We start from the raw sequence: 26,085 nt of genomic DNA on the forward strand, positions 1-26,085 counted from the left end.
CGAACTTTGTCAGCCGTATTGCCTTTGGTTTGAAGGAGGATTTCCCCATGAAGATCGGAGAATTGGCCAAGCTGGCCCAAACACAATCGGAAACCATTCGTTTCTACGAGCGAGAGGGCTTGCTACCTGAGGCCAACAGGAATCAGGCGAACTATCGCGTCTATGACGAGAGTCACATCCAACGGCTTGCCTTTATTCGCCACTGTCGATCTTTGGACATGACTTTGGGTGAGATTCGAACCCTGCTTCATTTCAAGGATGCCCCGGAGGAGAACTGCGACGAGGTCAATGCACTACTTGATGCGCACATTGACCATGTTGCTACACGCATTCGCGAGCTTCGTATTCTTGAGAAAGAGTTGAAGTCGCTGCGCCTGCAATGCCAGGCAGGCAATGCGTCAGCCGATTGCGGCATTCTCTCCGGTCTGGAAAAAGCCTCCCGGAATACAAAGCATCACAACACCCGGAATCTGGGGCATGCAGCGCATATTCAGAGAACCCACCAGCAAATTGCGCCGTCCCCACACAGTAGCGCCCCGAAGCTTCGCAAATAGTCTAAGTGGTCACCCTACGGAGCCGTTGCATGGATTTCCTTGTACGGATCGGCACTGCTTCGGATATTGCTTTTAATTGTTGATGCTTTAGAGATTACTGCATTTAAAGCCTTTTGATTACACGATTTTCGGGTTCGCAAACTAATCTCTGAATGTAGGAGCCAATGTCGGCCCAAACAAATTCACGTTAGGAGTTAGATATGCCACACCAAATTCATGCCGCCTGCATAGAGGCCTGTAACGCTTGCGTCATCGCCTGTAATCACTGCGCCGCTTCATGCCTGCAGGAGCCCGATGTAAAGATGATGATCCGGTGCATTGCGCTGGACATGGATTGCGCTCAGATTTGTGCGGTCGCGGCTGCGGCTATGGCACGAGGCAGCGAAAACGCCAAAGCGATCTGCAAAGCGTGCGCAGACGTCTGCCAAGCCTGCGGTGACGAGTGCGCCAAGCATGACATGGACCATTGCCAAGTCTGCGCCAAGGCCTGCCATGCCTGCGCCCAAGAGTGCCGCAACATGGCGACGATGGCTTAAAACAATTCAATAAAGGAACAATCATGATTTCAAAGTTCACTCTTTTAAACACTTGCCGCCTCGGTGCAATGACCTTGGCAGTATCTTTAGTTTGGCCTGTCGCGCATGCACAATCGTCTGGATCCACTGGCGGCGCCATGCCAGGGATGCCAGCAGCCGCCGCTCAAATGCAAGGCGGCATGGATATGAAGGCAATGATGAAGGACAACAACGACAAGATGGCCGGGATGAATATGACCGGCAATGCCGACGCAGATTTCGCCATGATGATGCGGATGCACCACCAGGGTGCCATCGACATGGCGGAGGCTCAACTGCGCAGCGGCAAAGATCCTGAAATGCTCAAAATGGCCAAAAAAATCATTGCCGACCAGAAAAAAGAAATTGCCCAGTTTGATAAATACCTGGCAAAGCATCCTCACGAAGGCGCCAAAAAGTAAGGTCCTGCCAAATAAACCTGATGGATCAGTCGCTGCGTCGAGCCTTAACGCTGGCCGGCACGTTGTGAACTTGACCCAACTGGTCAAGGATTGGACAGTCAGGCCGGTGATCGCCATGGCAGCAATGAATTAAGGTCTCCAAGGCCCGCTTCATTGCCTCCATCTCTGACATCCTCTCGTTGAGATCAGCCACTTGCTTGAGCGCGATCTTTCGAACATCGCTGCTTGAGCGTCGTTGGTTTTGCCAAAGTTTGAGCAGCTCCGCAATTTCGGCCATGCTGAAGCCCAAGGCCCGGGAACGCTTGATAAAGCGAAGGGTGTGAACCTCTTTATCAGAGTACTGGCGGTACCCTGAGTCAGTTCGATCAACGCTGGGCAGCAGACCCAGCGACTCGTAATGCCGCACCATTTTTGCGGAGACATCGGATTGGCGAGCGGCTTCGCCGATGTTGAATGGCCCCCCCATATTCGATTGGTTCATGTGTTGCTTCCTTTCCAGCGGCGCAGCATCAAGGCATTCGTCACCACGCTGACGCTGCTAAAAGCCATGGCCGCGCCAGCAACCATGGGACTCAGCAGACCGAAGGCTGCCAGCGGCACACCCACCACGTTGTAGATAAATGCCCAAAACAGGTTCTGGCGGATTTTCGCGTAAGTACGGCGCGAGATGTCGATTGCATCAGCTACCAGGGCCGGATTGCCGCGCATGAGCGTCACGCCCGCAGCATGCATCGCGACATCTGTTCCCGTGGACATGGCGATTCCGACGTCCGCAGCTGCCAGCGCCGGCGCGTCGTTGATGCCATCCCCAACCATGGCGACGATGACGCCCCCGGCTTTCAGTTCACCCACGATCCTGGCTTTGTCTTCCGGCAGCACTTCGGCACGGATTTCATCAATGCCGAGTTGCTTGCCCACCGCCTGGGCACTGCCGCGGTTGTCGCCAGTCACCAGTACGGACCTGACACCTTGTTCGTGGAGCTTAGCGATGGCTAGTGCCGCCGTCGGTTTGACAGCATCGCCAAACGCCAGCAAGCCCAAAAGCACCGGTTGGTCTGTGATGTCAGCCACCCACGACACCGTCCGGCCTTGGGCCTGGAGCTCGGCGGCACGTCCCGATAAGGGCCCAAGGCCCACTCCCAGTTCGTCCATGAAACGTGAACTGCCAAGGCGCAGGTCACGCTGCGCCACTACGGCAGCCATGCCGCGGCCGGCAATAGCGCGAACTTTGGACGCCGATGTCAGTTGAGCGCCCTCTTGAACAGCGGCATCCATGACGGCGCGTGCCAGAGGGTGTTCGCTGCCCGCCTGGATAGAGGCACTTGCCGCAAGAAAAGCCAGACGATTGCCATCGACGGCATCGGCTGCTACCAGCTCTGGTTTGCCTTCGGTAAGCGTACCGGTTTTGTCGAACGCAACCACTTTGACGCTATGTGCAATTTCGAGTGCTTCGGCGTCCTTGATCAAGATGCCATGCCGGGCAGCAACCCCGGTACCAGCCATGATCGCTGTGGGAGTGGCCAGGCCCAGAGCACAGGGGCAGGCAATAACCAGCACCGCTACAGCGTTGAGAATGGCGTTTTCCCAATTGCCAGTGGTGAGGCCCCAGCCCAGCAAGGTGACCAGTGCAATCCCAATCACCACCGGTACAAAGACCTCGCTGACCTTGTCGACCAAGCGCTGGATGGGCGCTTTCTTCGCCTGGGCGGACTCGACCAGCCGCACGATGCGCGCCAAGGTCGATTCGGCGCCAATAGCGGTGGTTTTTACCAGCAGCAAGCCCTCCGCATTCACGGAACCTCCGGTGACCTGGTCACCCTCGTGTTTGGCCACTGGCAGGCTTTCGCCAGTGATCAGGGATTCATCGATCTGGCTGGCCCCTTCGACCACCACGCCGTCTACCGGTACACGCTCACCCGGCCGAATGACCACGAGATCTCCCGTAAGCACCTGGCTGATCGGCATTTCCTGATCCTGTCCGTCCCGGCGCACCCGGGCTGTTTCCGGCCGCAACGCATTGAGCGCGCGAATGGCTTCGGTCGTCTGGCGTTTGGCGCGGGTTTCCAGCCATTTGCCGAGCAGCACCAAGGTGATCACTACTGCTGAGGCCTCAAAGTAGAGGTGTGCCATTCCATGGTCACCGTGGACCAGCAATTGGTACACGCTCAGACCGTAACCAGCTGAGGTCCCAAGGGCTACCAGCAGATCCATGTTGCCGGCGCGCGCTTTGAGTGCTTTCCAGCCAGAGCGGTAAAACCGGGCGCCCAGCCAGAACTGCACTGGCGTTGCCAAGGCAAATTGCACCCAGCCAGGAAGCATCCATTCGATGCCGAACAGCATGGCGGCCATGGGGATGACCAGCGGAATCGACAGCACGGCCGCGACAGCCACCGGCCACCATTCGTTGCCACCCTTGACCGCCTCCCCCTGTCTCTTCCCCTCGGCGATCGCGCGCGCGGCATAGCCGGCCTTGGCCACCGCCGCAGTCAGAGCGCTGACGTCCAGATCACGGCTCGCAAGCTTAACCTCGGCGGTTTCGGTGGCCAGGTTGACTTGGGCGGATGTCACGCCGGGCACTTTGAGCAAGGCTTTTTCGACGCGAGCAACGCAGGATGCGCAGGTCATGCCCTCGATACTCAATTGCACCGTTTGTTCGCCCACCGTGTATCCGGCCTTCTCGACGGCTGCGCGCAACGCATTCAGGGCCACGCCCTGATCGGCCCGGACGGTGGCCGCCTCGGTTGCCAGGTTCACGCTCGCCTCGCTGACACCGGGAATAGCCGAAAGGGCCTTCTCGACGCGGCTGACGCAGGACGCGCAAGTCATTCCCTCGACTGGTAAGGTCCAGTCGATTTGGCCTGGCGCGCTGGGTTGGAGTGCTGTTGCTGTGTTCACGGTGTTCCTCATCTGCTTTTAGGCCGGCATGGCGGCGATGAGGGAAATTCTGAACCTTCCCACCATGGAAGGGTCAAGCCGGTAGAAGTTAATTCCCTGCCCTGCATGTGGGTATGTGACGAAACCTTTTGACCTTGCCACGGTGGCAAGGTCTAAATTCAGGCATTCCAATTTTTAGGAGCCTCCCATGCTTGAATTCAACCTGCCAGACATGAGCTGCGGCCATTGCGCCAGTACCGTCGCCAAGACCGCCAAGCTCGTCGATCCCAACTCCAAGGTGGATGTCGACATAAACACCAAAACGGTCAAGATCGAATCGACCGAAGACCGGTCGGATTTCGTCGAGGCATTGACCGAAGCTGGTTACCCGCCGGCACTTTGAGGTCCGGTTGATCGCACACCACCCCGCGTTTGGGAGGCGATATCTCTGGATGACATATCAGCTGTGTCGCTGCCCCGGTGGATGAGCACTACGAAACACAGGCGCCAGAGCTGAAAGCTGTGCCGATGCCACCCGCCACGGTTCCGCTATACACCGGCGCAAAGCCTTCGCCCAAGGTGCGAAAGTTGGTGGTTTGTCCCTGATACAACCTGGTGGCGAACCACATAGCGGAACCTTCGTAGGTATAAGCACGCATATCGAATTTCATGACTGCCCGGGATCACCCTTGCTGACCTTGCGCTCACCTGGAGTTACGAACTCCTGCGCGACATACCCGGACGTGAGCCTCAAACTCCAGATGAACCGGTGGTTTGGATGGGTGGACGAGCTGGAAATGCTTGCCGAAATGCGGCATGCGGCGCCGCAGATCTAGCGACCTCAGGACGGTGCGGTAATCTCTGCGCGATGAGGAACCTGCCCGGCCACGAACCTGCGAATCGCAGCCGCCACGGCAGCGGGTTGGTCTTCCGTCACGAATGGCCCCGAATCCTCGATGATCTCGACTCTGGCATCCGGAAATATCGCCGCCAGCCGATGCGCGTGATCAAGCGGAAAAAAACGTCGCCGCTCCCGAGCCCACACCAGGAGCACAGGCCGGCGGTAGCTCGCCAAGCGCGGTGCCACGTCGATTGTGTAGCGTGGGTGGATCTGCCGGACCAGCGCCGCGAAGTCGCGCCGTGTGCTCGCATAGTCCCGCAGCGGACCTGTGTACGAACGCATGATGGCAGCGGGAATAGGTCGCTCGGTCAGCAGACCAAACGCGATCGGCAGCCGTTGCACAAAGCGCCAGCGCAGTGTCTGGGCCAGTAGCCACAGGCCCCAAGTAGTGCGTCCGAAGAGGCGCAGGTGTCGGATCGGCGGCGGCGGAAAATTGTCGAATGCGTCACAGGGGGTTAGCACGAGCCCGGCGATCCGTTGCGGGTGAGCGGCGGCGACGTATTGGGCCACGGCGCCGCCCGTGTCATTGGCCACCAGAACGACTTGGTCGAGTCCCGCCGCGACAAGGAATCGCTCGACCATGCGTGCGATCCCGGGTAACGAGAAGTCCGTGCCGGGGCGCATCCCGAGCCGGTGCCCACCGAGTGGCCAGTCCGGTGCCACGCAGCGGTGGTCGGATGCGAGATCCGACACGACTCCGCGCCAGACATCTGCGTTGGCGATGATGCCGTGGAGGAAGACCACGGCGGGGCCCGGGCCACCCCCGCGGATGCGGTATTCGATGCAGCCGTCCTCGATCTCGAGGGTGCGCAGGTCGCCGAGCGAATCGGAGATGGCCATGTCGTCTCCTATGGATTTGTCGTTCCGCTGCGGCGTTTCGGCGCCGCACCCGGCCGATCTCGGCGCCAAGCCTGCAGGCCCAACCACGCCAGTTGCAAGCGGCCGCGCACATGATCGGCGAACCACCAGACAAACTGGCGGGTACGTGGCGGGTGTCGCTCGTCGACGACGATCTCCACGCGGTGGTATCCGCCGGCCCCGCCGGGGTATGGCGCAGCGATGGTTTCGCTCTGCACACCATCACGGCCCCAGGCCCGTGCTTCGACGATGTGGCGACCCGAAGTGGCCTGCCAGCGGACGGACCAATGACGCCATGCGCGTGGTCCCAAGGCGTCCGCCAGTGTGCAGACCTGCCAGGCGCCGCCATCAACTCGCAATTCGACCCGCATAACCCCGTGGGGTGGACTCCAGGCCACACCAGCGGCCACCTGCTCACCTGGCAACAGGCTCGCCGAGGTGACTGGTACATCGATTCGGCATTGCGGCCCCATGCGCGACGGCACGCGCGGCCAGCCCTTGCGCTCCGCATAGTCAATAGCGTGCTCGAAACGTGTCACCTCGATCGTTTGCAACCACTTGATGTTGGAGTCGTAGCCGTGAATACCCGGCACCAGCAACCGCAATGGTGCACCGTGCGCTCGCCTCAGAGGCACACCATTCATCGCGTAGGCGAGCAGTGGTTCGTAGCCTTGTTCGATCAGCGCCAGGCTGAAGCCGGCGGTAAAGCCGTCAACCGAATGCAGACGAGTGTGATCGGCGCTCTCTGATACGCCGGCGCTGGCAAGCAGGTCGGTAAGCCGGACGCCCTGCCAGCGGGCGTTGCCGATGAACGGACCGCCCACCGGGTTGTGCACGCACATCAGCACGGCATCGATCTCCACCGAGGGCAAAGCAAGTAACTGGTCGTAAGTCAGCGAAAGAGGACGGTCGACGAGGCCGACGACTGTAAGCGTCCAACGGTGCCGATCAACCATGGGGGTCGGAAACGTCACATCGGTCACATAGAACCGTTCGGGCGCCGTAAACAATGGGGAGATGCCCGGAATGTCCAGCGTGGCGCCAGAAGAGGCGGTCGGCAAAGGCTGCTGCGGCAACGGCAACACCGGCTGATGGCGCTGGGAACGGAATCGCGCCGCGGCGCGCAGCCCGGCCACCCCCAGCGCCAGCGCAAAAGTGATCGCCAAGACCCCCGTGGGCGACAACCACATGCCGCCAACCCCACCGGCAAGCGCTGCGAGGCCGATGCCGCACGCAGCGACACGACTCAGTTCGTCACGCCGCCACAGCGCCGCCAGCCCGATGATCCCGAGTAGCACGAGCGTCACGACGAGCGCCGCTCGGCTGGCGAGCGCGGCCAGCGCCGGCACACTCAATGACAGCAGCAGCAACGTCGCGGCAATGACAGGTTTATCCGCCCGGCGCAACAGCGCCACCCCGAGATCGATGAGCGGTGTCGGAATGACGTCGATCAACCAGCGGCCGGTTGCGCGCAAGGGCGAGGTCTGCGTGCCGTGTACCGCGGCGGCGAACTCGCCTGCCGCTACCTGCACCAGGGCCGCGCCCAATCCTCCGAGCCAGAGTTCCGAATAAATCATAGAGTTTCGCTTCGCGTCAAAGATTTGACCGGTTGGCGGTAGGGGAACCCCACGGCCTCCATATGTCAGCAGTCTCGCCCCCTTGGCCCCGCCGGGCTAGAATAAACTGGCAAACAAGTGACCAACGAACTACCGACGATCCGCCTCTATCTCTGGCCGCACCGCTTGCTCTATCTCGGGCCTGGCATGGACGCGGGCATGCATCATCATCATGCGGCTCAACTTTGCGTGGGGCTCGACGGGCCGCTGCGCTTACGCTCCGGAGAGGATCTGAAGTGGGGTGAGCACCAAGGGTTCTACGTTCCGCCAGACGAACCGCATGAGTTCATCGCCACCGCCACGTCGACAGCCATCGTCTATGTGGAAGCCGAGAGCGCCGAGTTCGCGGCGCTGCAAGCACCATCGCAAGGCGCGGCCGCCCCCCGGTCCTCTACCATCGAGGCGTTGCGGCAGCTCGCTGCCACCGGGGGCTCCGCCGAACAAGCTGATGCAATCTGTCTCGCATGGTTGGGATTGACCGAAGCTGCGCAACAACGCCGCATACTCGACCCGCGCATCGTGGACGGCCTGGCGTTGATCCGCACCCAACTCGATCAACCGTTGCGCCTGTCTTCTCTCGCCGCCGCGCTGAACATGTCGCCGAGTTGGCTGAGCCATCAGTTCACCGAACAGATCGGCATGCCCCTGCGCCGCTATGTGTTGTGGCAGCGGCTGTGGCGGGCGGTGGAGTCGGCGCTGATGGGGAGTACATTGACCGAGGCCGCGCACGCGGCCGGTTTCAGCGATTCGTCCCATCTCTCGCGCACCTTCCGGGGGACCTTCGGTGTTGCCCCGTCCTTCTTGTTCGGACGCCGGGATCAGGTATTCGTCTGCTTCGCGAACGATTGATATGTTTGATGCCTGTCGGCAGCTTATCGACCCTACCGGCGTCTGAACAGTTTTGCATTTCGCAGTAGATCAACACCACGCTTGCCATCGCCGCGCATGCCAGGCACTACCCCGGCGCAAGCGGTGCCGTGCCACGCGGTACACAAAAGCGGCCGCCGTCACCAAACCGACTAGGGTCCACATGTACGGGCTTTGACGATGGGTAGCGACAGCACCAGTTCAACCCAGCTCTGTGTGCTCATTCCAAACCAGCCAAATATGTGCCCGAACATGGCGAGCACTGGGGCTGTTGCCGTTAAAGGCAACGACCACCAGAACCGTCGCTGAAAATCTTTCGCTGCCTTTCTGGGCCTGCAGTGCACAAGCCAATTTAATGCAATCTCGATTTCCTTGACCCTACCTCGGCCTCTTCCTTCGAACCCGGCGCGGGTGCCCGCGCGCTGCCTTTCCTGCCTTGAATTTCTTTCTGTCGCGCCACAGCAGATAGCTTATTAGCGCAAAAATCATCAGCGCCGCCACGGCACTGGCCACCAGTGCGGTGGTCAGTGTTTCGTGCGAAACATTCGGCAAGTTACGAAATTCGTGTGGCATCAGAACATTCCACTGGATCCGCCGGCGCATCAGCCCGGCAGATCGATAGCCACTATTTCGCCGGTTGGATGTCGGTCACGACAATGGCGCCGCCGGCCTTCTCGGCGGTGAAACGCACCTTGTCGCCTGCTTTCACCTTGTCCAGCATGGCTGGATCCTTGACCTGGAACACCATGGTCATACTTGGCATGTCCAGATTTTTGATCTCGCCATGCTTCATGGTGATCTTCTTGGCTTCTTTGTCCACTTTGCGCACTTCACCATCGGCCATGCTGGCCTCGGGTGCAGCGGCCTCTTTCTTTGCTTCACCCATCGGCATAGCACCGCTACCGTGGTTCATGGTCGATTGCGCGTGAGCTGCACCGGCAAACAGGGCACCGAGGATCAGAACGGTTTTAAGGGATTTCATGGTTAACTTCCTTTCAGGAAATAGTGGAAAAAAAGTTTGAAAAGTAGGATTTAAATATGCTGGTGCTGCCATCGGCTTTGACCAGCAGCACGTCGTAAGCGTCTTTGCGCTTTCCATAGATGGGGCCGTCCATGCCCGGGGAGCCCACAGGCATGCCGGGCACGCCCAATCCGATCGCTTTCGGACGTTTCGCCAACAGGCTCTGAATGTCACGCGCCGGTACATGGCCTTCAACGGCATAGCCGCCGACCTCTGCGGTGTGGCATGAGCCCAACTTGGCAGGAATACCGAGCCGGGCCCTTGCCGCCGTGTTGCCGCTGTCGTGGACCCGCACATCAAAGCCGCTGTCCTCCAAGTGTTTCACCCAGTCTTTGCAGCAGCCGCACTCCGGGTCTTTCCAGACGTCGACGAGGGGACGGGCTTTGGCGAACGCGCCGCTACCAAGACTGAGCTGCGCGCCGGCTACAAATACCGGGAGAATTTTGAGGAACGAGCGTTTTTTCATGAGGCCTCCGCAGGGCTCAGGTGATTACTTGGAGGCCATCACAGTGACTTTGCCCACCATCCCGGCCTGATAGTGGCCAGCGATCAGGCAGGCATAGTCAAAAGTGCCTGGCTTGTTAAAGGTCCAGATGATCTCGCCTGTCTTGCCGGGGCCGACATGGGCCATGTAGGGCTCCTCGTGCTCCATGCCGGGAAACTTCATCATCAGTGCAGCATGCTCGTCCAGGTCTGTCTTGGTGCCGATCACCATTTCGTGCATGACTTTCCCGCCGTTTTTTATGATGAATTTGATCGTTTCGCCTTGTTTGACTTCCAGCTTGTCAGGGTTGAAGCGCATGTTATCGGTCATGGTGAAAGTCACCGTGCGGATAACGCTTTTGGCATCGCCCGCGATGCCCCACGCTTTTTGTTCCTTTTTGACGGGACCGGCTTTTTTGACGTGAGTTTCGTCGCCATGCGCCAGCGCCAGAGCGCCTGTGGTGGCAATCAGGGTACCCAAAACAATGGAGGTCAGTTTTTTCATGAAAATTCCTACTAATGGAAGGTTGAGGGAAAGTCGATGGAGGAAAAAAAGGATCAGTGCTTCATGTTGCCCATGGGTTTGCGCACCTGGACTTCAACTTCTTTGGCAGGCATGTTTTGGACCGGCATCGATTTGCCACCTTCTGCGGCGAAGCGCGCAGGGTTGGGCAGTGAGCCCGTCCACTCATAGGCGATCTCGCCGGCGGGATGCTTGTACCAGCCCGGATCTTTGTAATCACCTGCCTTCTGGTCCTTCCGTACCTTCACCATTGAAAACATGCCGCCCATTTCGACCGAGCCGAACGGGCCGGTGCCCGTCATCATGGGCGCGGTGTTGTCCGGCAATGGCATTTCCATCTCGGCCATGTCGGCCATGCCGCGCTCGCCCATCACCATGTAGTCGGGAACCAGGTTGGTGATTTGCTTGGCAATGCCGCGGTGCTCGACGCCGATCATGGTTGGGACGTCATGGCCCATGGCGTTCATGGTGTGGTGGCTTTTATGGCAATGGAACGCCCAGTCGCCCTCTTCGTCGGCCAGGAACTCGATCTGCCGCATCTGGCCTACAGCGACGTCGGTCGTGACCTCGTACCAGCGGGTGGATTTTGGGGTCGGCCCGCCGTCGGTACCAGTCACAAGGAACTCGTGCCCATGCAAGTGCATGGGGTGATTGGTCATCGTCAAATTACCGATGCGGATCCGGACCTTGTCGTTCTTGCGAACCACCAGCGGATCGATGCCAGGGAAGATACGGCTGTTCCAACTCCACAGGTTGAAGTCCAGCATGGTCATGATTTTCGGCGTGTAGGCACCAGGGTCGATATCGTAGGCATTGAGCAAAAATACGAAGTCCCGGTCCACGTCATCAATCAGTGGGTGCTTGGCCTTGGGATGAGTGATCCAGAATCCCATCATTCCCATGGCCATTTGCGTCATCTCGTCGGCATGCGGGTGGTACATGAACGTGCCCGGCCGTCTTGCCACAAACTCGTACACAAACGTCTTGCCCACCGGAATGGCCGGCTGGTTCAATCCGGCAACGCCGTCCATACCGTTTGGAAGGCGTTGACCATGCCAATGGATGCTGGTGTGTTCGGGCAGCTTGTTGGTGACAAAAATGCGGACACGGTCGCCTTCGACCACCTCGATGGTTGGCCCGGGGGACTGGCCGTTGTATCCCCAGAGATGGGCCTTGAAGCCCGGTGCCATTTCACGCACCACAGGTTCGGCCACCAGATGGAACTCCTTGACGCCGGCATTCATACGCCAGGGCAGCGTCCAACCATTCAAGGTCACAACGGGGTTGTACGGGCGGCCAGTGCTGGGCATCAACGGCGCCATGGTGTCGGGCTTGGTTTGCAGGACCGGCTCAGGCAGCGCAGCCATGGCGACCCTGCTGACGGCCGCGGCAGCGACTGCCGTAGTTATTGCCCCAGCGCCTGTCAGAAAATTTCTTCGATTTGTCATGTCAATTCCGTAAATAGTTGATCAGGTCTAGTGGCCGGCATCGGCGCCGCCGCTGGTGGCACCCCCTGCGGCCATGGCCATGGAGGTCGGCTTGCCCGTCATCGACGCGGCAAGCGCGGCATCGGCGAGCCAGAACTGCTGGTAGGCGTTGATCGCCGCAGTCACGCTGGAGATCTGGTCTCGCGTGTCGGCCAGCAATTCGAAGACGCCGATCAGCATGCCGTTGTAGCGAAGGATGTTTTCTTCAGCCATTGTTTTGCGAAGCGGAACGATTTCGTCGCGGTAGTGCTTGGCAACGTCATAAGCAGTCCTGTAGGCGGAGTAGCTTTCGCGAAGCTGTGATGACGCGCCGCGCACCGTGCTTTCGTAGCGGCTGGCGGCGGCCAGGGACTGGGCGTTCATGACACCACGTTGTGCGCTACCCCAGTCAAAGATCGGCAGCCGGATCCCCAGCTCGAACCCCCGCCTGGGCGTGCTGGTGCCGGCCGAATTGTCAAAAACGGTGTCCCTGCGAATGCCCAACTCCACATCCACCAGGCTGTTGAGCAGGTTCAGGCCTTGTGACTTGCCAGCGATATCGAGCTGGCTACGCGCCATCTGCACATCCAGGCGCTGCTGCATGGCATTGGCATTGACCACCTCGGGTTGACGCGGCGCTTTGGGCAGATCGGGCAGGCGCTCGGGGAGCTTCAGCTCTTTGGCCTGGGCGTCAGTCAAACCCAATTGACGGATCAACTCCTCCCGCGCAGCAGTCGCGGCGTGCTGGCTGGATGCCAGCTGCGCCGTGGCATCCGCGTAAAAGGCCTGCTGGCGCGTCCGCTGCAGCTTGGTGAAATTGCCCACCTGCTGCATGCGTTTGGCCAGCTCGGCGCTCGCTTGCGCGGTGCGATTGACCTGTTCAGCGTATTGCAGCGTCTGCTGAGCGGTGACTGCCCTGACCCAGCCCTGACGCACCTGTGTGACCTGCTCGACCACATTGGCACTGAGCTGGACTTTGGCCTGGTCGGTTTGCCCGCGCGCAATGATCCGGCGCTGCGGCAGCGTCAACAGGTCCAGCAAGCCGAACGATAGCAAGCGGCCCAGTTCCAGCTCATCCGCAAAGCGGATCCGTTCAAACGTAAAAACAGGGTTGCTGATCCGCCCTGCCTGGTTGGCCTGAGCCAGTTCGGACCAGCTTTGCGCCAGCAAGGTCTGCACAGCCGGACTGTTCGCCAGCGCCAGCTGGACGGCGTCGTCCATCGACAAAGGTTTGCCCAGCAGCTCGTTGGTCAGCTTGGTCCTGGCTTGCTGCTGTTGTGCGGTACGGCTGAACTCAAGCTTGCCGCCAGTAAATGTGGTAGTCGAGTCGTTGGCGTCCTGAACAGCCTGATCAATGTTGACGGAAGCGCAGCCTGCCAGCACAAGGACGGCGGCGGTCAGTGCGCCCAGTCGAAAAATTCTTTTCATGGGTCGTCCTGTCACTGTTTGGAATGCCCGGCATGCGGGTCGGGTTTAGCTGAGGCGCCTGGGGCCGAGGGCTCTTGTGCTTCTTTGGCGTATACGCGCCATCCGCCGATGCTGCCAACGCGATCATTTGCCTCCTTCCAGGAGAGCGTTTTTTCGTCGGTGTACGGCTGATAGCCTTCGAATGCTGAGCGGTACTCTGGCGGCGTGGGTGATGATGCCGCCGCCGGATTGGCTGGCGCGGCTGATGGAGCACTTGCGGGAGCGGCTTGTGCTAACGCAAGCGCCGGCAAGGCGGATAGCAGGACCAGCGAACTGGTCAACAAAGATTTAAACATGAATTCCTCGCGTTTTCAAAGGGCGGCGAACACGAAGTCATCCCGCAAGGGATTCTTCGAGGGCGAGCAGATGAAAAGTGCCTGCTACTGCGGCGCGAACGGCCGCAGCTCTACAGGCGCGTCAGGCGCGAGGTGGTTTCTCGGGCTGGCGCGAGGGAACGGTATCGATCAGCACGAAAGGCTCGGCCAGATCAGCATGGGGGGAAGGCGAGATTGCGACCGTACGGGGCAAATCAGCGATGGCCACGACGCTGCAGCAAGAAGCGCATACGCCGCACTTGTGAGTGGCGTCCGGTAATTGTGATTGGACGTCGGATGCTTTGTCGACCTGTTGCACCAGCAGTGCAGCCTGTGTGGGCTCATGCTGCAAGACAATGCCATCCGCAAGATGAGGTGCGACGGCGATCATCTGACTTTGCGCGGTCTCGTGGCCTGGACTCGAGCTGCAATAAAGCATGGATGCCGCAGCAAAACCCTGCAGGGGCAAGGCCAGCATCATCAAGCAAAGCAACAAGTGGCGAAAGCGCAACATAGTGGTCGGATTCTACCCGGTGTTTTTAGTCCTGCTGTGTCACAAGGGTAAAGATCAGTTTTGCGCTGACCACTGCCGCCAAGGCTTGGAATTCACGAACCTTCCGGAGTTTGAAAATGTTCTATTGCTCTACGCCAGGCACGGTATCTCCCACCGCCACGGAATAACGATGAACGCAAACCCGGAGGCCCATATGAATGTGAATCGCCTCAACGGCTTAGTCACGCTGCTTCCGGTCAAGCCACCATGTCGAAAACTTGAATATGACGGGTGGCAATACCAGCATTTGCAGCACTGGCGAAAGGCCGACACCCAAGCCTGGTAAGCGTGGCATGCGCGCCGTGTAACTCCAGCGGTCTAAGACATACACAGCGCCCCATTCAATAGCCAGGGCAATAGCGAATCCGGTAAAGATCATCAGAGCGTAACCGCCGAGTCCCGGCTGGCTAAACCAGTCCGTCCGGCCCAGCACAATGACGCCGACGCCAAAGATAATCAGTACGATTAGGCCGTCCCCTAGGCTGGGGACGACGCAATGTACTGCAAACTCCAACAAGTCACCGTCCTCCACATATAGCGGCATCTGCGCCACCTCCCACAGAAAATTGAGCGGTACGCTAACCACGAATAAGGTTGCAGCTATTAATAATAGTTTTGCCATGGTGTGCCCCATGATTACTCAGTCACGCGGTTCTGGCAAAGCCGGATGAATGGTCGGCGACGCGTAGACGGCCGACAACCATCGCGGGCACATCAGCAAGAGCACGAGCATCACCGCCAAAGGAAGAGCTAGCCATGCGAAGCTGTCACGGGCGAAAGCACCGAAGATCCATCCGCCGGCGGACGATCCGAGCGTCTGCCCGAAACTAGCCGCCGCGGCAAGCCCACCCATCGTAACGCTGAGCATCTGTCGCGAAACACTCGCGCCCAAGTAGGCGATGACTGGGAGAACCAAACCGGTTCCAGCGGCTGTAAGACTGATGCCCACATACATCCAAATGTCTGATCGATGGCGAGCGAGCACCAGCAGCCCTGCCATCGCAAAAAGCAACCCTACGCCGATCAACCATCTGCTTTGAACTCTTTCAAGCATATTCGTGAAAAACAGCAGGGCGTTGACACCAAGCATCACAAGGCTGCACTCGGCGAACATCAATCCGATCTCGCGCGAAGAGACGCCAGGGTGTTGCTGTCCTTGCAGGAGTATCCCCAACTCAAAACCCGCGAGCACGAGCATGACAACTCCATTCATCCACCACAACGCGAGATGGCGTCCTTCAGTGGAAGCACCCGGACTTATCTGCGCCGCTGCGTTGGCAGGCTGCGTCGTAGGCAGTGTCACCGTGAGTCCCGCCATCATGGTCGCACCGAGCACAGCGGAAAGAACAATAACAAGACGTGCCGAGAGCGAGGGGGAAACCACCCCTGAAATCAACAATGCGCCGATCCCGTCTGCTATGACTCCCATCCCAGGTCCGAAGAGAAATCCGAGTAGCGACATAGCACTGAGCCAAGCGAAGCGCCGCGCGCGCTGCTGCCTGGGAGTGTGTTCAGCAACCAGTGCGGCAACAACCGGAACCACCGCCGCCACGAAGAAGCCAGTTGCACCGCGTAGCCCATACATTCCCCACAGGCTGCTCAATGTAGGAACCAGCAAAAGAAGCAGGCTAGCAACGTAGCCAACGAGTCCAACAACCAGTATCCGGCTCCGCCCGGCGCGGTCCGACATCACACCCCACAGAGGGGCGCCGACCAGTACGCCGCCAGCGTACGTGCCGCTTAGAAAGCCGACGTGGCGTGCAATTTCAGCCTCAGTCGCACCTGGCGTCAACTCAGACAGCCATCCCGGCAAGAGAGGCATGAGCGCCCCATAACCGGCCGACACAACAAACACCGCCGCAGCCAGCCACCCCAACTGCACAGGCTGCAATCCGGGGAGATCAGCCGCTGCAGTTAACGGAGAGACAGAAGTCATTGCAGTAATAAAATTTCAATGCTGAAAACCTTAGCTCGCCATTGCTGCCCTGTTGCCGCATAGCCCTACCATGGTCAAGGGGTCACGCTGACACCATTGGGCAGACGGCCGACAGGGATGGTGGCGATCACCTTGCGCTGCAAGATATCGATAACGGAGACTGTGTCCTCGTAAAGGTTAGTCACAAAGGCATGGAGTCCCTTGCGATCAATTGCCACGCCGTGAGCACCCTTTCCGGCCTTGATCGTCGATACGACCTTGAAGCTACGAAGATCAATGATGCTGACAGTGCTACCTGGGTTTTGCCGTGTTCCCTGATTCGCCACCAACAATAGCTGGCTGTCAGGTGTCGCGTACAACTGAATCGGAACTGTACCCACAGCTATCCTGCTGATAACCTTTCGACTCACAGGGTCAATCACGGCGACCCGGTTTTCCCCAGACAGCGACACGAACCCCAGCCGACCATCGGGCGTAAAACCCACCTGCGCGGGACCCCTGCCGACAGCGATTTGCAAAGTTTCCTTTCGTACCGCCGTGTCAATGACCGAGATGGTTCCGCCCTTGAGGTTGGCGACCCAGGCTTGTTTGCCGTCCGAACTGATCCGCATGCCGTGTGGGGATGCGCCGACCGGAATTGTGTCAACAACCCGTTTCGCAGAAATATCCACCACGCTAACGGTGTTCTCGCCGCCGTTTGCGACGTAAGCAAAACGGCCATCGGGCGTCACGACCACGTGTGCGGGATGCATGCCGACTGGCACCTTAGCCGCCACCGCATCGGTGGTGGTGTCAATGGCCCAAATTTCTCCGCTGCCAGCCATTGCGCCATGCTCGGACTTGGGCATGTTGTGGACCGCCTTTGCCGGTTGACCGTTGTTGGTCACCCAGACCTGCCTGCCATCAGGCGCGACCTGGACGTTGTGCGGGCCTTGACCGACCGGGATGCTGCCGATCCTCTTGAAGGATGTCGCGTCGATGACGCTGACAGTGTTCCCCTCTTCATCCGCGACATAGACCTTCTCCGCCGCGGCGTAGGACGCCCCGGCAGCCAACAGCGCACTGATCTGCACAACTGAGACCAACCATTTCATTGAGCTTTTTCGCATAGTAATGACACTCCTAAGTTTGAAATCGACCAGCCTTAAAGGATTACCGGCTTGTCCGGCAGTTCATCAACACTGCGACCATTGGCGGGAAAATTCTCCACCAGATGCAGCGTCACAGCCTGCACGCCTTTGAGCGCACCGCTCTCATAGTTCGATTGTTTGAAGGCCGTTTCCATCTGGCGGCAAACCTTGCTCCATTCCTGTGATCCCACTTTTGCGTGAATCCCGCGGTCGGCAACAATTTCTACCGCCCGATCAGCGAGCAGCAAGTAGATCAGCAAACCACTGTTGTCTTCGGTATCCCAAACGCGGAGTTGCGAGAAAACTTCAACGGCTCGTTCTTTGGCCGTCTGCCCCTTAAACAGCGGCATGCCGTCTAGCCCGCCCTCCACGACAAATCGGATTTCTCCGACATGTGCGGTCTCGCTTGCTTTGATAGCTTTTTCGATAGCGCTCAAAGTACTGCGCGGAAAGGCTCGCCTGACCCGCCCTTCGGTGAGCAGTAAATGCGTCAAGATGCGTTTGATATTCATGATTACCATCTCCCCGACGCGCCGCCGCCACCGAAGCCACCACCTCCTCCTCTGAAGCCACCGCCACCAAAGCCGCCTCGCCCGAATCCTCCGTAGTGCCCGCCGTGTCCATGCCCGCCCATGCCTCCACCTAACAACGTGATGAACAGCGCGATCACTCCAGCGAGCAACGCCACGGATAAGGCGCCAGCGATAAGCCAGGCAACTACTGCAACTGCCCCACCTGTGACCAGCGAGCCGGGTACTTTGCCCAACGTTGCCCGCAACACGCCGCCCACTGCGAGAGCGACAATGAAAAGGATAGGGGCGTACTGCCGGACGTCTCCGGTACTGGTGGCAGGTTGCCGGATGGGTGCCGGCAAAGGCTCACCGTCAACGACGCGGATGATCTGCTCGACCCCGGCCGTGATGCCACCGTAGAAGTCTTGCTGCCTGAAGCGAGGCAGAATGGTTTCGCTGATGATGCGTTTGCTGGTGGCGTCATTGAGCGGCCCTTCCAGGCCATATCCCACCTCAATACGTAGCGTGCGATCGTTTTTGGCAACAACCAGGATAGCACCGTCATCAACTTTCTTGCGTCCGAGCTTCCATTGCTCTGCAACCCGCAAGGAAAATTGCTCGATTTCTTCCGGCGCTGATGACGGGACTATCAGGACAGCAAGCTGACTGCCCTTCCTTGTCTCAAACGCTGTCAACGTTTTCTCCAGTGAGGCCTTCTGCTCTGCGGCAAGCGTGCCGGTTAGATCAATGACATGCCCAGTCAAAGGCGGGACCGGTGCTTGCGCTATAGAGAATGCAGCCCAGCCAAGTGCGAATGCAAGGAATAAGGCCCTGCCTGCGCTTCTCGCAATCATTTGGCCACACCTGAAGCACCGACTTTGGGATTGGCAGGTGCGGAGTCAAAACCGACACTGGGCGGCTTGGAAATTTCCTTTTCGTTCTCGACGGTGAAGTTGGACTTTTGCTTGTAGCCGAGCACCATCGCCGTCAGATTGGTGGGAAAGGTCCGCACCGTCACGTTGTAGTCCTGCACCGATTTTATATAGCGGTTGCGTGCAACCGTAATGCGATTCTCGGTCCCTTCCAGCTGCGCTTGCAGGTCCCGGAAACCCTGGTTGGCCCGTAAGTTCGGGTAGTTCTCTGAAACAGCCAACAGCCTCGACAATGCACCAGTCAATTCACCTTGAGCCTGCTGAAATTTTCGAAATGCCACGGGGTCATTGACAAGCTCCGGGGTAGCCTGGATTGATGTAGCCTTTGAACGCGCATCAATCACCCTCGCCAGGGTGTCCTGCTCGAACTTTGCTTCGCCCTTCACGGTATTGACGAGATTGGGAACCAGATCCGCACGGCGCTGGTATTGGTTGACGACCTCCGACCAACTCGCCTTGACTTGCTCGTCATTTGTCTGAAATGTGTTGTACCCACAGCCCGTTAGGCTCAGCGCCAATGCTGCGGTCAGGACAGCCAATAGTTTTCCCATACTCTTTTCTCCAAAATGTTTAATTCGACTGTTGTCTCAAAAAGCAAAGGCCAGTCAGATTGACTACAACCCTCACAACCACGCAGCAGCAGTTCAAGCAGATTTCCCCAACCGCTTGACAGTGCAACGGTGCCCGACGACGATGCGGGTCTTCACCATGTCTAGTGTTTGTACTCCTATGAAAAGTGATCAGGCGGGCTGCGTTCGGATAGTCGATCCAACGCCGGATGCCCGCACATGCGCTTCGGCTTGTGATGTCCGTCTCTAAGCAAAAGAAAGTGAAGAGAAACGACAACGCTCAACAGCGCGGCAAAGAAGCACCATACCGAAATAAACCAGGTTGTATAGAACCAATAGGCCAAGCCAAAGGACAACAGCGCAAGGACTCCGTAGGCTTTCACCGTTCTATGCGTTGACAGCAAAAGACTGACGGTGGTTGACATCAGGTAAAGCGTCATGGCCACCGCAGCATAGAAATGCGGTGAAACGTACTCGATGTGCTGGCCGATGGGTCGCGAGACGATGGGGAATGCGACCAGGAAGTAAAGCAGGTACGCTCCCACCGCGATGCCAGCGGCGGAAAAAACGACAAGCGCTTGCCGTCGGCGTCCGGGTGGTTCTATCAGCAACACGGCGACCGGCACGTAGACTGGCCACAATACATGTGAAAAGAAGGAATACACATGTGTCATCACCGTATTGAGCAAGGGCGCCTCGTGGCTAAACGTCAGCCAAATCACACCCTCGCTCAGCTGCTGGATTGCGAACAACAGCGGTATTGCGGCGAACGGCAATTCGCGTCGACACCGCGCCGACCGCAGCGTCAGCGTACCCAGGCCAAGCAAAAAGGCACCCGCGGTGAAACTGGCCGTGGCGGAAAAGCACATTCAATTCACTCCTGAATTTAGGCCACTGCAGTCTGCGTAGAGGTCGCGCCGCGATAGTGGAACCGGCCATTCGCCAAGGTTGCGCCTGGAGGCGAGAATTTGGTAAATCCCTGTTCCACCAGACTCGAACTCTAGCGCGCAGGCTGCCATGTACAAGCGCCACACACGATAGGTCGCCTCGCCAACTTCGCGCAGCGCAGCGTCGCGGTTGGCCTCCAGTCGTTGCACCCAATGGCGCAACGTCAGCGCGTAGTGCGGCCGCAGACCCTCAACATCGTGGATTTCGAATCCCGCGCGCTCCATCCCGAGTTGAATGTTGCTGACACAATCGAGTTCGCCATCCGGGAAGACATAGCGGTTGATGAACTCAGTGGCCACCGTCTTGTTCCAGCCCTCTTCGTCGTGCGTGATGCCGTGATTGAGGAACAGTCCGCCAGGACGCAGCAGGCGCATGACGGTCGACAGATAGGTCGGCAGGTTGCTCAAGCCGACATGCTCGAACATGCCGACGCTCGACACCTTGTCGTAGACGCGTTCGCCGGCCATGTCCCGATAGTCGCGCAGCTCCACAGTTACCAGTTCCTGCAACCCGTCTGCCTTGATACGCTGCTGGGCGTACTCGAACTGCTGCTGGCTAAGCGTGATGCCGTGGGCCCGCACGCCATGATGCCTGGCAGCCCAGCACACCAGGGCCCCCCAGCCGCAGCCGATGTCAAGCAGCCGCTCGCCGGGCTGAAGTCGAAGCTTGCGGCAGATATGCTCCAGCTTGTTGCGCTGCGCCTGATCCAGCGATTCGTCAAGGCTAGTGAAATAGGCGCATGAGTACACGCGCTCCGTGTCTAGCCACAAGCGATAAAACTCGTTGGAGACGTCGTAGTGAAACTGGATCGCGGCACGGTCACTGTCTTTCGAGTGGCGATGGGAGAAACGCCGGGCGATCCGGGAAGCCAAGGTATCACCCGGCTTGAGATTGGGATCCGTCATGGCGGGCAGGCGCCAGGCATCGCGCAGCAGAGCAAGCTTGTCGTGCCAAGTAAGGGATAGGCGCTCGAAATGCGTCTTTAGTGAGAGTGCGCTGTACAGGTCACCCTCGAAATCAATCACACCCCGGAAGTAGGCATCGGCCAATAACAGCGGACTACGCTCAAGAATCAGACGACGCAGGATGGCGGGATCGCGCAGCACCAGCGTGAAGGATGGCAACTGATCACCGGGCGCATGCAGGATGTTGTTCCACAGCCGCAGGGAAGCTGATCCAGCGTAGCCTCGCATCAAACGATCGAAGATTCTGACAGCCGTTAAGTCTGCAGTGGCTGCATCTGACGCGCTGGCTGGAGTGTTACTTGTCACTGTGGGCCTTTGAAGGTTGACCAACGGGTTCTTGGGCGGGATAGCTTATCGGACTTCGCGATGAGGCGACCAGGCCGACACAGCGAACTCGATCTCGGTGGCTCGGCTGGCCAGCTTGACCATGACGCGGAAGCGGTACGGCCCGCTCCTGGCGGTCGAGAACAACTGGCCGTAGGTCATTTGGCCGTTGACACTCATCGGCGTCAGGTACTTTGGCGGTGCATCGACAATCCCGGTTTCGCTGAGCTGGGCGCGCACCACGGCGTCCCCGATACGCGCGCCGCTACTTGTGAACAGGGCAACGACGAGGTGGTGGACTTGGCTACCGTCCTGCGGCACGACACCATGCATGTCTTCCAAAGCGTGTTTCTCTGACACGACTGCGGCGGGCACGAGACCCCAGTAGAGAACCACACCGTCGCGTTCGAGGCGCGCCTGTGCCAGAACGGCGGACGACCCAAGTGCGAGGATGAGCAGCACAAAAAGTGCAGCCAGTTTTGACAACACGAACGACATGGCGGCCTCCCGGATAGTCTGGTTCGGATTCATGGAAGAAACTCGCGCACGCTGGCTGCAATGGCGAAGGCCAGTGCGATGCGATTGGACGGGTGAGAAATCGTGTCGCAGCTCACTATGTCAGCCGCACCGGCCGCATGCAGATCCTCAAAAGCCGTTTGTGCGAACACAGCATGCACGGCCACGCACACGGGTGCGGCCAGACCGATACGGCGTAGATGGCCAACGGTTTCGATCATGGTCCGTGCGGTCGAAACGATGTCGTCCACCAGCACTGGCGTGTGCGAGCGCCAGCGATCAACCTCAGGGACGGACACTTCGACATCACGATCGCCTCGCCGGTTCTTTGCCAATATGATGAAAGGCACTTCCGCGCGCTGCGCCACATCCCTTACCCACTGGCCGCTTTCCTCGTCAGGCCCAATCAAAAGCGGTTGGCTTACATTCAGCCGTACCCAGCTTGCGACGCCGTCTGCCGCATGGGCCACCCGCGAAGGAATACTGTAAACCTGCGATAGATCCGCAATGCGGTGCAAATGAGGATCTACAGTGACCAACCAGTCCACATGGCGTGAGATCCACGCCGCTACATGCTGGGCGCTGATCGTCTCACCCGCGTGAAACTGCCGATCCTGACGCATGTAGGCCAGGTATGGAGCCACCAAGCCGACCGATGCCGCACCAGCTTCGCGGATGGCGCTTGCCAGAAGCAGGAGCGGCACCAGTTTGTCATCCGGCCGGTCAAGCGTGCACACGATGAACACATGTCGCCCTTCGACCGAGGTTTCAGCCCTCACATGAGATTCTCCGTCGGGGAAACGGCGAACCGTTGCAAGTCCGCGCTCGAAATCAAAATGAGCAGCCAGATCGTCGGTAAGGCGCTCATTGCCTGGCATGGCGATCCCCACAGGCTTCATGATTTTGCCACCTCGCCCAGTGTCAAAATCGGGTGCGTCGCGAGATAGCGCTTAGCGTAGGCCAGTTCTCCCGGTGCCTCCGCGTGCAATGTGAACAAGGGCTGACCAAGCTGCACAGGATCGCCCAACTTCACATGTAAAGAGAGCCCGGCAGTGGGAGCGCCAGGCGCACCGGCGAGTTTCGCAACCCGCGCGAGCCGTCGACTGTCGATGCCGGAGACATAGCCGGTACGTTCGGCTGTCACCGCTTCAAGCAAAGGGGCGACACCGGGCTCGCGCAACCCACCTTGCGCCTCGCAGATAGCCTGAAACTTGTCCCAGGCCGCGCCGCTGTCAAGTAGTCGCCAAGCCTCCGATTTGCCAGCGCCTGGAATGCTATGCCCGCAGAACTCCAGAAGATCTCCCGCGAGCACCAGCGACCGCATGCGAAGATCCACAGGGGCCGCAGCCGCACCGCGCAACACCGCCAGGACATCATGCGCTTCCAGTGCGGGGCCAACGCCACGCCCAACGGGCTGTGCACCGTTCGTGCGGACAACCCGCAAGTGGATTCCATGTGCAGCAGCTACCTGTTCAAGCAGGACCTGAAGGCGATGCGCATCTTCATTGGTCCGAACCTTGGCGGTGGGACCAACGGGAATGTCGATCACCGCGTGCGTCGCCCCGGCGGCAATCTTCTTGGACAACACGGACGCGACCAGCTGGGCGTCGCTATCGAGGTCCAGTGGACGCTCAACACGGATCAGCAAGTCATCCGCCGGACTCAGGGTCAGCGCCCCTCCCCATACAAAACAGCCGCCCTCGCGCTCGACGACGCGGCGCATTGCAGGTAGATCCAGATCAACACGGGTCACCGTTTCCATCACATCGGCGGTACCAGCAGGTGAAGTGATCGCGCGGGATGAAGTCTTTGGCATTGTCAGCCCAGCTGCAGCGGCAATGGCAACCACGATGGGAGTTGTCCGGTTGCCAGGCAAACCTCCTATGCAGTGCTTGTCCGCAATGGGGGTTCGCCCCCAATCAATACGCTCCCCCACGTCAACCATTGCTCGCGTCAGATCGATTGTTTCCTGGAGGTCCATACGCCCACCCGCGCAGGCACTCAGGAAGGCGGCGATGTGCAAATCCGAATATCGGCCCGCAGCGACGTCCGTCACGATGGCCTTGAGCGCAGGGGCATCAAGCCGATGACCGTAGATCTTGGCACGCATGGCACTCAGAGAGTCGAGTGTCGGCGCATGCGCCACGCCGACGATGTCTCCCAAAATGGCATTCAACGCTTTCCAGGCGCTGGTTGAAAGACTGACCTCCCCCTCCGCCAGCAGATCTGAATCGACGACGTTGATTGTCGCTATGATGCGACGGTCGTGCAGGTCTACCTCGACGCGTGTTTGCGCTTCGAACCCTTCAGCGCGGCAGACGTGGCAATCACGCCGCATGTAGATCACGAATTCCTGGTGTGTGTCTATCCCCAGGGGACGCAGCCGCAATCCAACTCCGTTCATCGTGCAATCTCCAAGGTCTGGCCCAGCCGCGGGACGGTCACAGACCAGCCGAGTTCACGCTCTATGCGTTGCCGGAGCGCATCTGCCGGAGCCGGTTCGCCATGATTGAGGAAAACACCCCGAGGTGCCTTCGGAGAAGTTTTGAGCCAATCGACGATCTGGCGCGCGTCGGCGTGGGCGGACATGCCTGGCAAAGACACCACTTCGGCATTGACGGCGACATCCTCCCCGTGAATGCGAATGCTTTTCTCGCCGGCAACTATCCTGCCGCCGCGTGTGCCCCCAGCCTGGAATCCGGCGAACAAGATGGTGTTGCGTCTATCCGGCGCCAGCGCCTTCAGGTGATGCAGCACCCGCCCACCAGTGGCCATGCCACTAGCCGATACGATAACGGCCGGGTAATGTTGGGCGACCAGCGCACGCGACTCCTCTACTGTACGAACCATTTTCGCGACCTGACACATCCCGATGCACTCCTCCGGCGACAGCCGGTGCTCTGCGCGATAGCGGTGATAGATATCGGTCATGTCGATTGCCATCGGGCTGTTCAGGTAAACGGGCATGTCAGGGATTTCCGAACGCTCTTTTAAGCGGTAAATCGAATACAAAAGCGATTGGGCTCGCCCGACTGCAAACGCGGGAATTACTACGACACCTCCCCGTGCGGCCGTGCGCCTGATCACCTCGCCCAGCAGAGTTTCGGCATCTGCCCCGTCATGAAGGCGGTCACCGTACGTCGATTCGGCGACGATATAGTCAGCCCGCTCGATAGGCGCAGGCGCCCGCATGACGAGATCGTCCGGGCGGCCCAGGTCGCCTGAGAACAAGATGGTGGTCTCGCCCGCCGTCACCTCGACCGAACCGGCGCCCAGAATATGCCCCGCTGGCCGTAGGCGGAGATGCATACCGGCGACGCCTCTGGCGGGGGCATCAAAAGGCAACGGCTCCAGACGACGCAAGGCCCGGAAAGCATCCTCTTCGGTGTACAGCGGCAGGGCTGGTGTGTGTTTAGACCGCTGGCGGCGGTTGGCATACTCCGCGTCTTCTTCCTGCAACCTTCCGCTGTCGGGCAGCAGAACTCCGCAGACTTCAATCGTGGATGGCGTGGCAAATACCGGACCACGAAAACCCTGCTTGACGAGCAATGGCAAGGCCCCGGAATGATCGAGGTGCGCATGCGTCAGGATGACGGCATCGAGTTGCTTCGGATCGAATGGGAATTCCTCCCAGTTCATCGAGCGTAAATTTTTGTAGCCTTGAAACAGACCACAATCGACGAGCAGCTGTTTCCCTTCATGGGTGACGAGTGTCTTGGAACCGGTGACAGTGCCCGCGGCACCGAGAAATGCGAGTTTCATGTGGGAACTTTCAGGAAA

At 59.2% G+C, this 26,085-nt stretch carries 30 protein-coding genes and 1 pseudogene; 5 read left to right on the forward strand and 26 right to left on the reverse strand.

The genetic code is table 11. The features are described 5' to 3' along the window. Positions 1-47: 47 nt before the first annotated feature. The 3 genes from cadR to B7X65_RS18515 all read left to right on the forward strand — a co-directional run bounded on the left by cadR (position 48) and on the right by B7X65_RS18515 (position 1,530). Positions 48-554 (forward strand): Cd(II)/Pb(II)-responsive transcriptional regulator, encoded by a 507-nt coding sequence (gene cadR / locus B7X65_RS18505; RefSeq protein WP_293595770.1) that lies wholly within the window; start codon positions 48-50, stop codon positions 552-554. A gap of 200 nt (positions 555-754) precedes the next feature. Beyond that, positions 755-1,090, forward strand: coding sequence for a four-helix bundle copper-binding protein (locus B7X65_RS18510; RefSeq protein ID WP_293595771.1), 336 nt, complete (start codon positions 755-757; stop codon positions 1,088-1,090). Positions 1,091-1,113: 23 nt separating this feature from the next. Then, positions 1,114-1,530, forward strand: a complete 417-nt coding sequence (locus B7X65_RS18515) for a DUF305 domain-containing protein (protein WP_293595772.1) — start codon at positions 1,114-1,116, stop codon at positions 1,528-1,530. Between the two features lie 25 nt (positions 1,531-1,555). Here B7X65_RS18515 and cueR read toward each other — a convergent pair whose 3' ends face one another. Both cueR and B7X65_RS18525 read right to left on the reverse strand, forming a co-directional pair. After that, positions 1,556-2,011, reverse strand: a complete 456-nt coding sequence (gene cueR, locus B7X65_RS18520; protein ID WP_096698830.1) for a Cu(I)-responsive transcriptional regulator — start codon at positions 2,009-2,011, stop codon at positions 1,556-1,558. Beyond that, complete coding sequence (locus B7X65_RS18525; RefSeq protein ID WP_293595773.1) at positions 2,008-4,437, reverse strand: heavy metal translocating P-type ATPase; 2,430 nt, start codon at positions 4,435-4,437, stop codon at positions 2,008-2,010. The genes cueR and B7X65_RS18525 overlap by 4 nt, the downstream gene beginning before the upstream one ends. 175 nt (positions 4,438-4,612) lie before the next feature. Here B7X65_RS18525 and B7X65_RS18530 point away from each other — a divergent pair, with 175 nt between their 5' ends. Next, the gene (locus B7X65_RS18530; protein WP_293595774.1) at positions 4,613-4,807 is read left to right on the forward strand and encodes a heavy-metal-associated domain-containing protein; all 195 of its coding nucleotides are present in this window, start codon (positions 4,613-4,615) and stop codon (positions 4,805-4,807) included. A gap of 88 nt (positions 4,808-4,895) precedes the next feature. On the opposite strand, the gene B7X65_RS18535 is transcribed toward B7X65_RS18530, so the two are convergent. From B7X65_RS18535 to B7X65_RS18545, 3 genes are all read right to left on the reverse strand, one after another. After that, positions 4,896-5,075: a hypothetical protein gene (locus B7X65_RS18535; RefSeq protein WP_293595775.1), complete on the reverse strand. Its 180-nt coding sequence runs from the start codon at positions 5,073-5,075 to the stop codon at positions 4,896-4,898. Between the two features lie 170 nt (positions 5,076-5,245). Then, positions 5,246-6,145, reverse strand: a complete 900-nt coding sequence (locus B7X65_RS18540) for an alpha/beta hydrolase (RefSeq protein ID WP_293595776.1) — start codon at positions 6,143-6,145, stop codon at positions 5,246-5,248. A gap of 8 nt (positions 6,146-6,153) precedes the next feature. Then, positions 6,154-7,740, reverse strand: coding sequence for a molybdopterin-dependent oxidoreductase (locus tag B7X65_RS18545; RefSeq protein WP_293595777.1), 1,587 nt, complete (start codon positions 7,738-7,740; stop codon positions 6,154-6,156). 117 nt (positions 7,741-7,857) lie between these two features. Here B7X65_RS18545 and B7X65_RS18550 point away from each other — a divergent pair, with 117 nt between their 5' ends. Further along, on the forward strand, positions 7,858-8,628 hold the full coding sequence (locus B7X65_RS18550; protein WP_293595778.1) for an AraC family transcriptional regulator: 771 nt from the start codon (positions 7,858-7,860) through the stop codon (positions 8,626-8,628). A gap of 112 nt (positions 8,629-8,740) precedes the next feature. On the opposite strand, the pseudogene B7X65_RS18555 reads toward B7X65_RS18550, so the two are convergent. The 21 genes and pseudogenes from B7X65_RS18555 to B7X65_RS18655 all read right to left on the reverse strand — a co-directional run. After that, a pseudogene (locus tag B7X65_RS18555) lies at positions 8,741-9,014 on the reverse strand (hypothetical protein); the annotation flags it as partial. Between the two features lie 10 nt (positions 9,015-9,024). Beyond that, the gene (locus B7X65_RS18560) at positions 9,025-9,219 is read right to left on the reverse strand and encodes a hypothetical protein (RefSeq protein WP_293595779.1); all 195 of its coding nucleotides are present in this window, start codon (positions 9,217-9,219) and stop codon (positions 9,025-9,027) included. 52 nt (positions 9,220-9,271) lie between these two features. Then, a complete protein-coding gene (locus B7X65_RS18565; RefSeq protein ID WP_293595780.1) occupies positions 9,272-9,628 on the reverse strand; it encodes a copper-binding protein in 357 nt (118 codons plus the stop codon). A 13-nt stretch (positions 9,629-9,641) separates the two neighbouring features. Next, on the reverse strand, positions 9,642-10,133 hold the full coding sequence (locus B7X65_RS18570; protein WP_293595781.1) for a DUF411 domain-containing protein: 492 nt from the start codon (positions 10,131-10,133) through the stop codon (positions 9,642-9,644). 24 nt (positions 10,134-10,157) lie between these two features. After that, positions 10,158-10,655: a cupredoxin family protein gene (locus B7X65_RS18575; protein WP_293595782.1), complete on the reverse strand. Its 498-nt coding sequence runs from the start codon at positions 10,653-10,655 to the stop codon at positions 10,158-10,160. A gap of 53 nt (positions 10,656-10,708) precedes the next feature. Beyond that, the gene (locus B7X65_RS18580; protein WP_293595783.1) at positions 10,709-12,121 is read right to left on the reverse strand and encodes a copper oxidase; all 1,413 of its coding nucleotides are present in this window, start codon (positions 12,119-12,121) and stop codon (positions 10,709-10,711) included. A gap of 27 nt (positions 12,122-12,148) precedes the next feature. Continuing rightward, positions 12,149-13,567 (reverse strand): TolC family protein, encoded by a 1,419-nt coding sequence (locus tag B7X65_RS18585; RefSeq protein ID WP_293595784.1) that lies wholly within the window; start codon positions 13,565-13,567, stop codon positions 12,149-12,151. A gap of 11 nt (positions 13,568-13,578) precedes the next feature. Then, a complete protein-coding gene (locus B7X65_RS18590) occupies positions 13,579-13,902 on the reverse strand; it encodes a hypothetical protein (RefSeq protein ID WP_293595785.1) in 324 nt (107 codons plus the stop codon). Between the two features lie 121 nt (positions 13,903-14,023). Beyond that, positions 14,024-14,434: a hypothetical protein gene (locus B7X65_RS18595; protein ID WP_293595786.1), complete on the reverse strand. Its 411-nt coding sequence runs from the start codon at positions 14,432-14,434 to the stop codon at positions 14,024-14,026. Between the two features lie 217 nt (positions 14,435-14,651). Beyond that, complete coding sequence (locus B7X65_RS18600; protein WP_293595787.1) at positions 14,652-15,095, reverse strand: hypothetical protein; 444 nt, start codon at positions 15,093-15,095, stop codon at positions 14,652-14,654. 18 nt (positions 15,096-15,113) lie between these two features. Next, positions 15,114-16,409, reverse strand: a complete 1,296-nt coding sequence (locus tag B7X65_RS18605) for an MFS transporter (RefSeq protein WP_293595788.1) — start codon at positions 16,407-16,409, stop codon at positions 15,114-15,116. 74 nt (positions 16,410-16,483) lie between these two features. Continuing rightward, positions 16,484-17,518 carry a cytochrome D1 domain-containing protein gene (locus tag B7X65_RS18610; protein ID WP_324487351.1) on the reverse strand — a complete coding sequence of 345 codons (1,035 nt, stop codon included), beginning with the start codon at positions 17,516-17,518 and terminating at the stop codon, positions 16,484-16,486. Between the two features lie 35 nt (positions 17,519-17,553). Then, positions 17,554-18,051, reverse strand: coding sequence for a TPM domain-containing protein (locus B7X65_RS18615; RefSeq protein WP_293595789.1), 498 nt, complete (start codon positions 18,049-18,051; stop codon positions 17,554-17,556). A gap of 2 nt (positions 18,052-18,053) precedes the next feature. After that, positions 18,054-18,905 (reverse strand): YgcG family protein, encoded by an 852-nt coding sequence (locus B7X65_RS18620; RefSeq protein WP_293595790.1) that lies wholly within the window; start codon positions 18,903-18,905, stop codon positions 18,054-18,056. Continuing rightward, complete coding sequence (locus tag B7X65_RS18625; protein ID WP_293595791.1) at positions 18,902-19,534, reverse strand: LemA family protein; 633 nt, start codon at positions 19,532-19,534, stop codon at positions 18,902-18,904. Before B7X65_RS18625 ends, B7X65_RS18620 begins: the two co-directional genes overlap by 4 nt. A 176-nt stretch (positions 19,535-19,710) precedes the next feature. Further along, complete coding sequence (locus B7X65_RS18630) at positions 19,711-20,421, reverse strand: DUF6629 family protein (protein ID WP_293595792.1); 711 nt, start codon at positions 20,419-20,421, stop codon at positions 19,711-19,713. Beyond that, positions 20,422-21,693, reverse strand: a complete 1,272-nt coding sequence (locus B7X65_RS18635) for a cyclopropane-fatty-acyl-phospholipid synthase family protein (RefSeq protein WP_293595816.1) — start codon at positions 21,691-21,693, stop codon at positions 20,422-20,424. A gap of 123 nt (positions 21,694-21,816) precedes the next feature. Continuing rightward, positions 21,817-22,320 (reverse strand): hypothetical protein, encoded by a 504-nt coding sequence (locus B7X65_RS18640; RefSeq protein WP_293595793.1) that lies wholly within the window; start codon positions 22,318-22,320, stop codon positions 21,817-21,819. After that, entirely contained in the window at positions 22,317-23,204 is an 888-nt protein-coding gene (locus tag B7X65_RS18645) for a ribose-phosphate pyrophosphokinase (protein ID WP_293595794.1), read from the reverse strand. The genes B7X65_RS18640 and B7X65_RS18645 overlap by 4 nt, the downstream gene beginning before the upstream one ends. Continuing rightward, entirely contained in the window at positions 23,201-24,709 is a 1,509-nt protein-coding gene (locus B7X65_RS18650) for a thymidine phosphorylase family protein (RefSeq protein ID WP_293595795.1), read from the reverse strand. Before B7X65_RS18650 ends, B7X65_RS18645 begins: the two co-directional genes overlap by 4 nt. Next, a complete protein-coding gene (locus B7X65_RS18655; RefSeq protein WP_293595796.1) occupies positions 24,706-26,067 on the reverse strand; it encodes an MBL fold metallo-hydrolase in 1,362 nt (453 codons plus the stop codon). The genes B7X65_RS18650 and B7X65_RS18655 overlap by 4 nt, the downstream gene beginning before the upstream one ends. Between the last annotated feature and the right edge of the window lie 18 nt (positions 26,068-26,085).

The sequence above is a fragment of the Polaromonas sp. 39-63-25 genome (genome assembly GCF_002278925.1).
In the GTDB taxonomy this organism is placed as follows: domain Bacteria; phylum Pseudomonadota; class Gammaproteobacteria; order Burkholderiales; family Burkholderiaceae_C; genus Polaromonas.

Bases quoted from the DNA above. Each gene is read 5' to 3' on its own strand.
- cadR (WP_293595770.1), top strand. From the start codon at position 48: ATGAAGATCGGAGAATTGGCCAAGCTGGCCCAAACACAATCGGAAACC.
- B7X65_RS18510 (WP_293595771.1), top strand. From the start codon at position 755: ATGCCACACCAAATTCATGCCGCCTGCATAGAGGCCTGTAACGCTTGC.
- B7X65_RS18515 (WP_293595772.1), top strand. From the start codon at position 1,114: ATGATTTCAAAGTTCACTCTTTTAAACACTTGCCGCCTCGGTGCAATG.
- cueR (WP_096698830.1), bottom strand. From the start codon at position 2,011: ATGAACCAATCGAATATGGGGGGGCCATTCAACATCGGCGAAGCCGCT.
- B7X65_RS18525 (WP_293595773.1), bottom strand. From the start codon at position 4,437: ATGAGGAACACCGTGAACACAGCAACAGCACTCCAACCCAGCGCGCCA.
- B7X65_RS18530 (WP_293595774.1), top strand. From the start codon at position 4,613: ATGCTTGAATTCAACCTGCCAGACATGAGCTGCGGCCATTGCGCCAGT.
- B7X65_RS18535 (WP_293595775.1), bottom strand. From the start codon at position 5,075: ATGAAATTCGATATGCGTGCTTATACCTACGAAGGTTCCGCTATGTGG.
- B7X65_RS18540 (WP_293595776.1), bottom strand. From the start codon at position 6,145: ATGGCCATCTCCGATTCGCTCGGCGACCTGCGCACCCTCGAGATCGAG.
- B7X65_RS18545 (WP_293595777.1), bottom strand. From the start codon at position 7,740: ATGATTTATTCGGAACTCTGGCTCGGAGGATTGGGCGCGGCCCTGGTG.
- B7X65_RS18560 (WP_293595779.1), bottom strand. From the start codon at position 9,219: ATGCCACACGAATTTCGTAACTTGCCGAATGTTTCGCACGAAACACTG.
- B7X65_RS18565 (WP_293595780.1), bottom strand. From the start codon at position 9,628: ATGAAATCCCTTAAAACCGTTCTGATCCTCGGTGCCCTGTTTGCCGGT.
- B7X65_RS18570 (WP_293595781.1), bottom strand. From the start codon at position 10,133: ATGAAAAAACGCTCGTTCCTCAAAATTCTCCCGGTATTTGTAGCCGGC.
- B7X65_RS18575 (WP_293595782.1), bottom strand. From the start codon at position 10,655: ATGAAAAAACTGACCTCCATTGTTTTGGGTACCCTGATTGCCACCACA.
- B7X65_RS18580 (WP_293595783.1), bottom strand. From the start codon at position 12,121: ATGACAAATCGAAGAAATTTTCTGACAGGCGCTGGGGCAATAACTACG.
- B7X65_RS18585 (WP_293595784.1), bottom strand. From the start codon at position 13,567: ATGAAAAGAATTTTTCGACTGGGCGCACTGACCGCCGCCGTCCTTGTG.
- B7X65_RS18590 (WP_293595785.1), bottom strand. From the start codon at position 13,902: ATGTTTAAATCTTTGTTGACCAGTTCGCTGGTCCTGCTATCCGCCTTG.
- B7X65_RS18595 (WP_293595786.1), bottom strand. From the start codon at position 14,434: ATGTTGCGCTTTCGCCACTTGTTGCTTTGCTTGATGATGCTGGCCTTG.
- B7X65_RS18600 (WP_293595787.1), bottom strand. From the start codon at position 15,095: ATGGCAAAACTATTATTAATAGCTGCAACCTTATTCGTGGTTAGCGTA.
- B7X65_RS18605 (WP_293595788.1), bottom strand. From the start codon at position 16,409: ATGACTTCTGTCTCTCCGTTAACTGCAGCGGCTGATCTCCCCGGATTG.
- B7X65_RS18610 (WP_324487351.1), bottom strand. From the start codon at position 17,518: ATGCGAAAAAGCTCAATGAAATGGTTGGTCTCAGTTGTGCAGATCAGT.
- B7X65_RS18615 (WP_293595789.1), bottom strand. From the start codon at position 18,051: ATGAATATCAAACGCATCTTGACGCATTTACTGCTCACCGAAGGGCGG.
- B7X65_RS18620 (WP_293595790.1), bottom strand. From the start codon at position 18,905: ATGATTGCGAGAAGCGCAGGCAGGGCCTTATTCCTTGCATTCGCACTT.
- B7X65_RS18625 (WP_293595791.1), bottom strand. From the start codon at position 19,534: ATGGGAAAACTATTGGCTGTCCTGACCGCAGCATTGGCGCTGAGCCTA.
- B7X65_RS18630 (WP_293595792.1), bottom strand. From the start codon at position 20,421: ATGTGCTTTTCCGCCACGGCCAGTTTCACCGCGGGTGCCTTTTTGCTT.
- B7X65_RS18635 (WP_293595816.1), bottom strand. From the start codon at position 21,693: ATGCGAGGCTACGCTGGATCAGCTTCCCTGCGGCTGTGGAACAACATC.
- B7X65_RS18640 (WP_293595793.1), bottom strand. From the start codon at position 22,320: ATGAATCCGAACCAGACTATCCGGGAGGCCGCCATGTCGTTCGTGTTG.
- B7X65_RS18645 (WP_293595794.1), bottom strand. From the start codon at position 23,204: ATGAAGCCTGTGGGGATCGCCATGCCAGGCAATGAGCGCCTTACCGAC.
- B7X65_RS18650 (WP_293595795.1), bottom strand. From the start codon at position 24,709: ATGAACGGAGTTGGATTGCGGCTGCGTCCCCTGGGGATAGACACACAC.
- B7X65_RS18655 (WP_293595796.1), bottom strand. From the start codon at position 26,067: ATGAAACTCGCATTTCTCGGTGCCGCGGGCACTGTCACCGGTTCCAAG.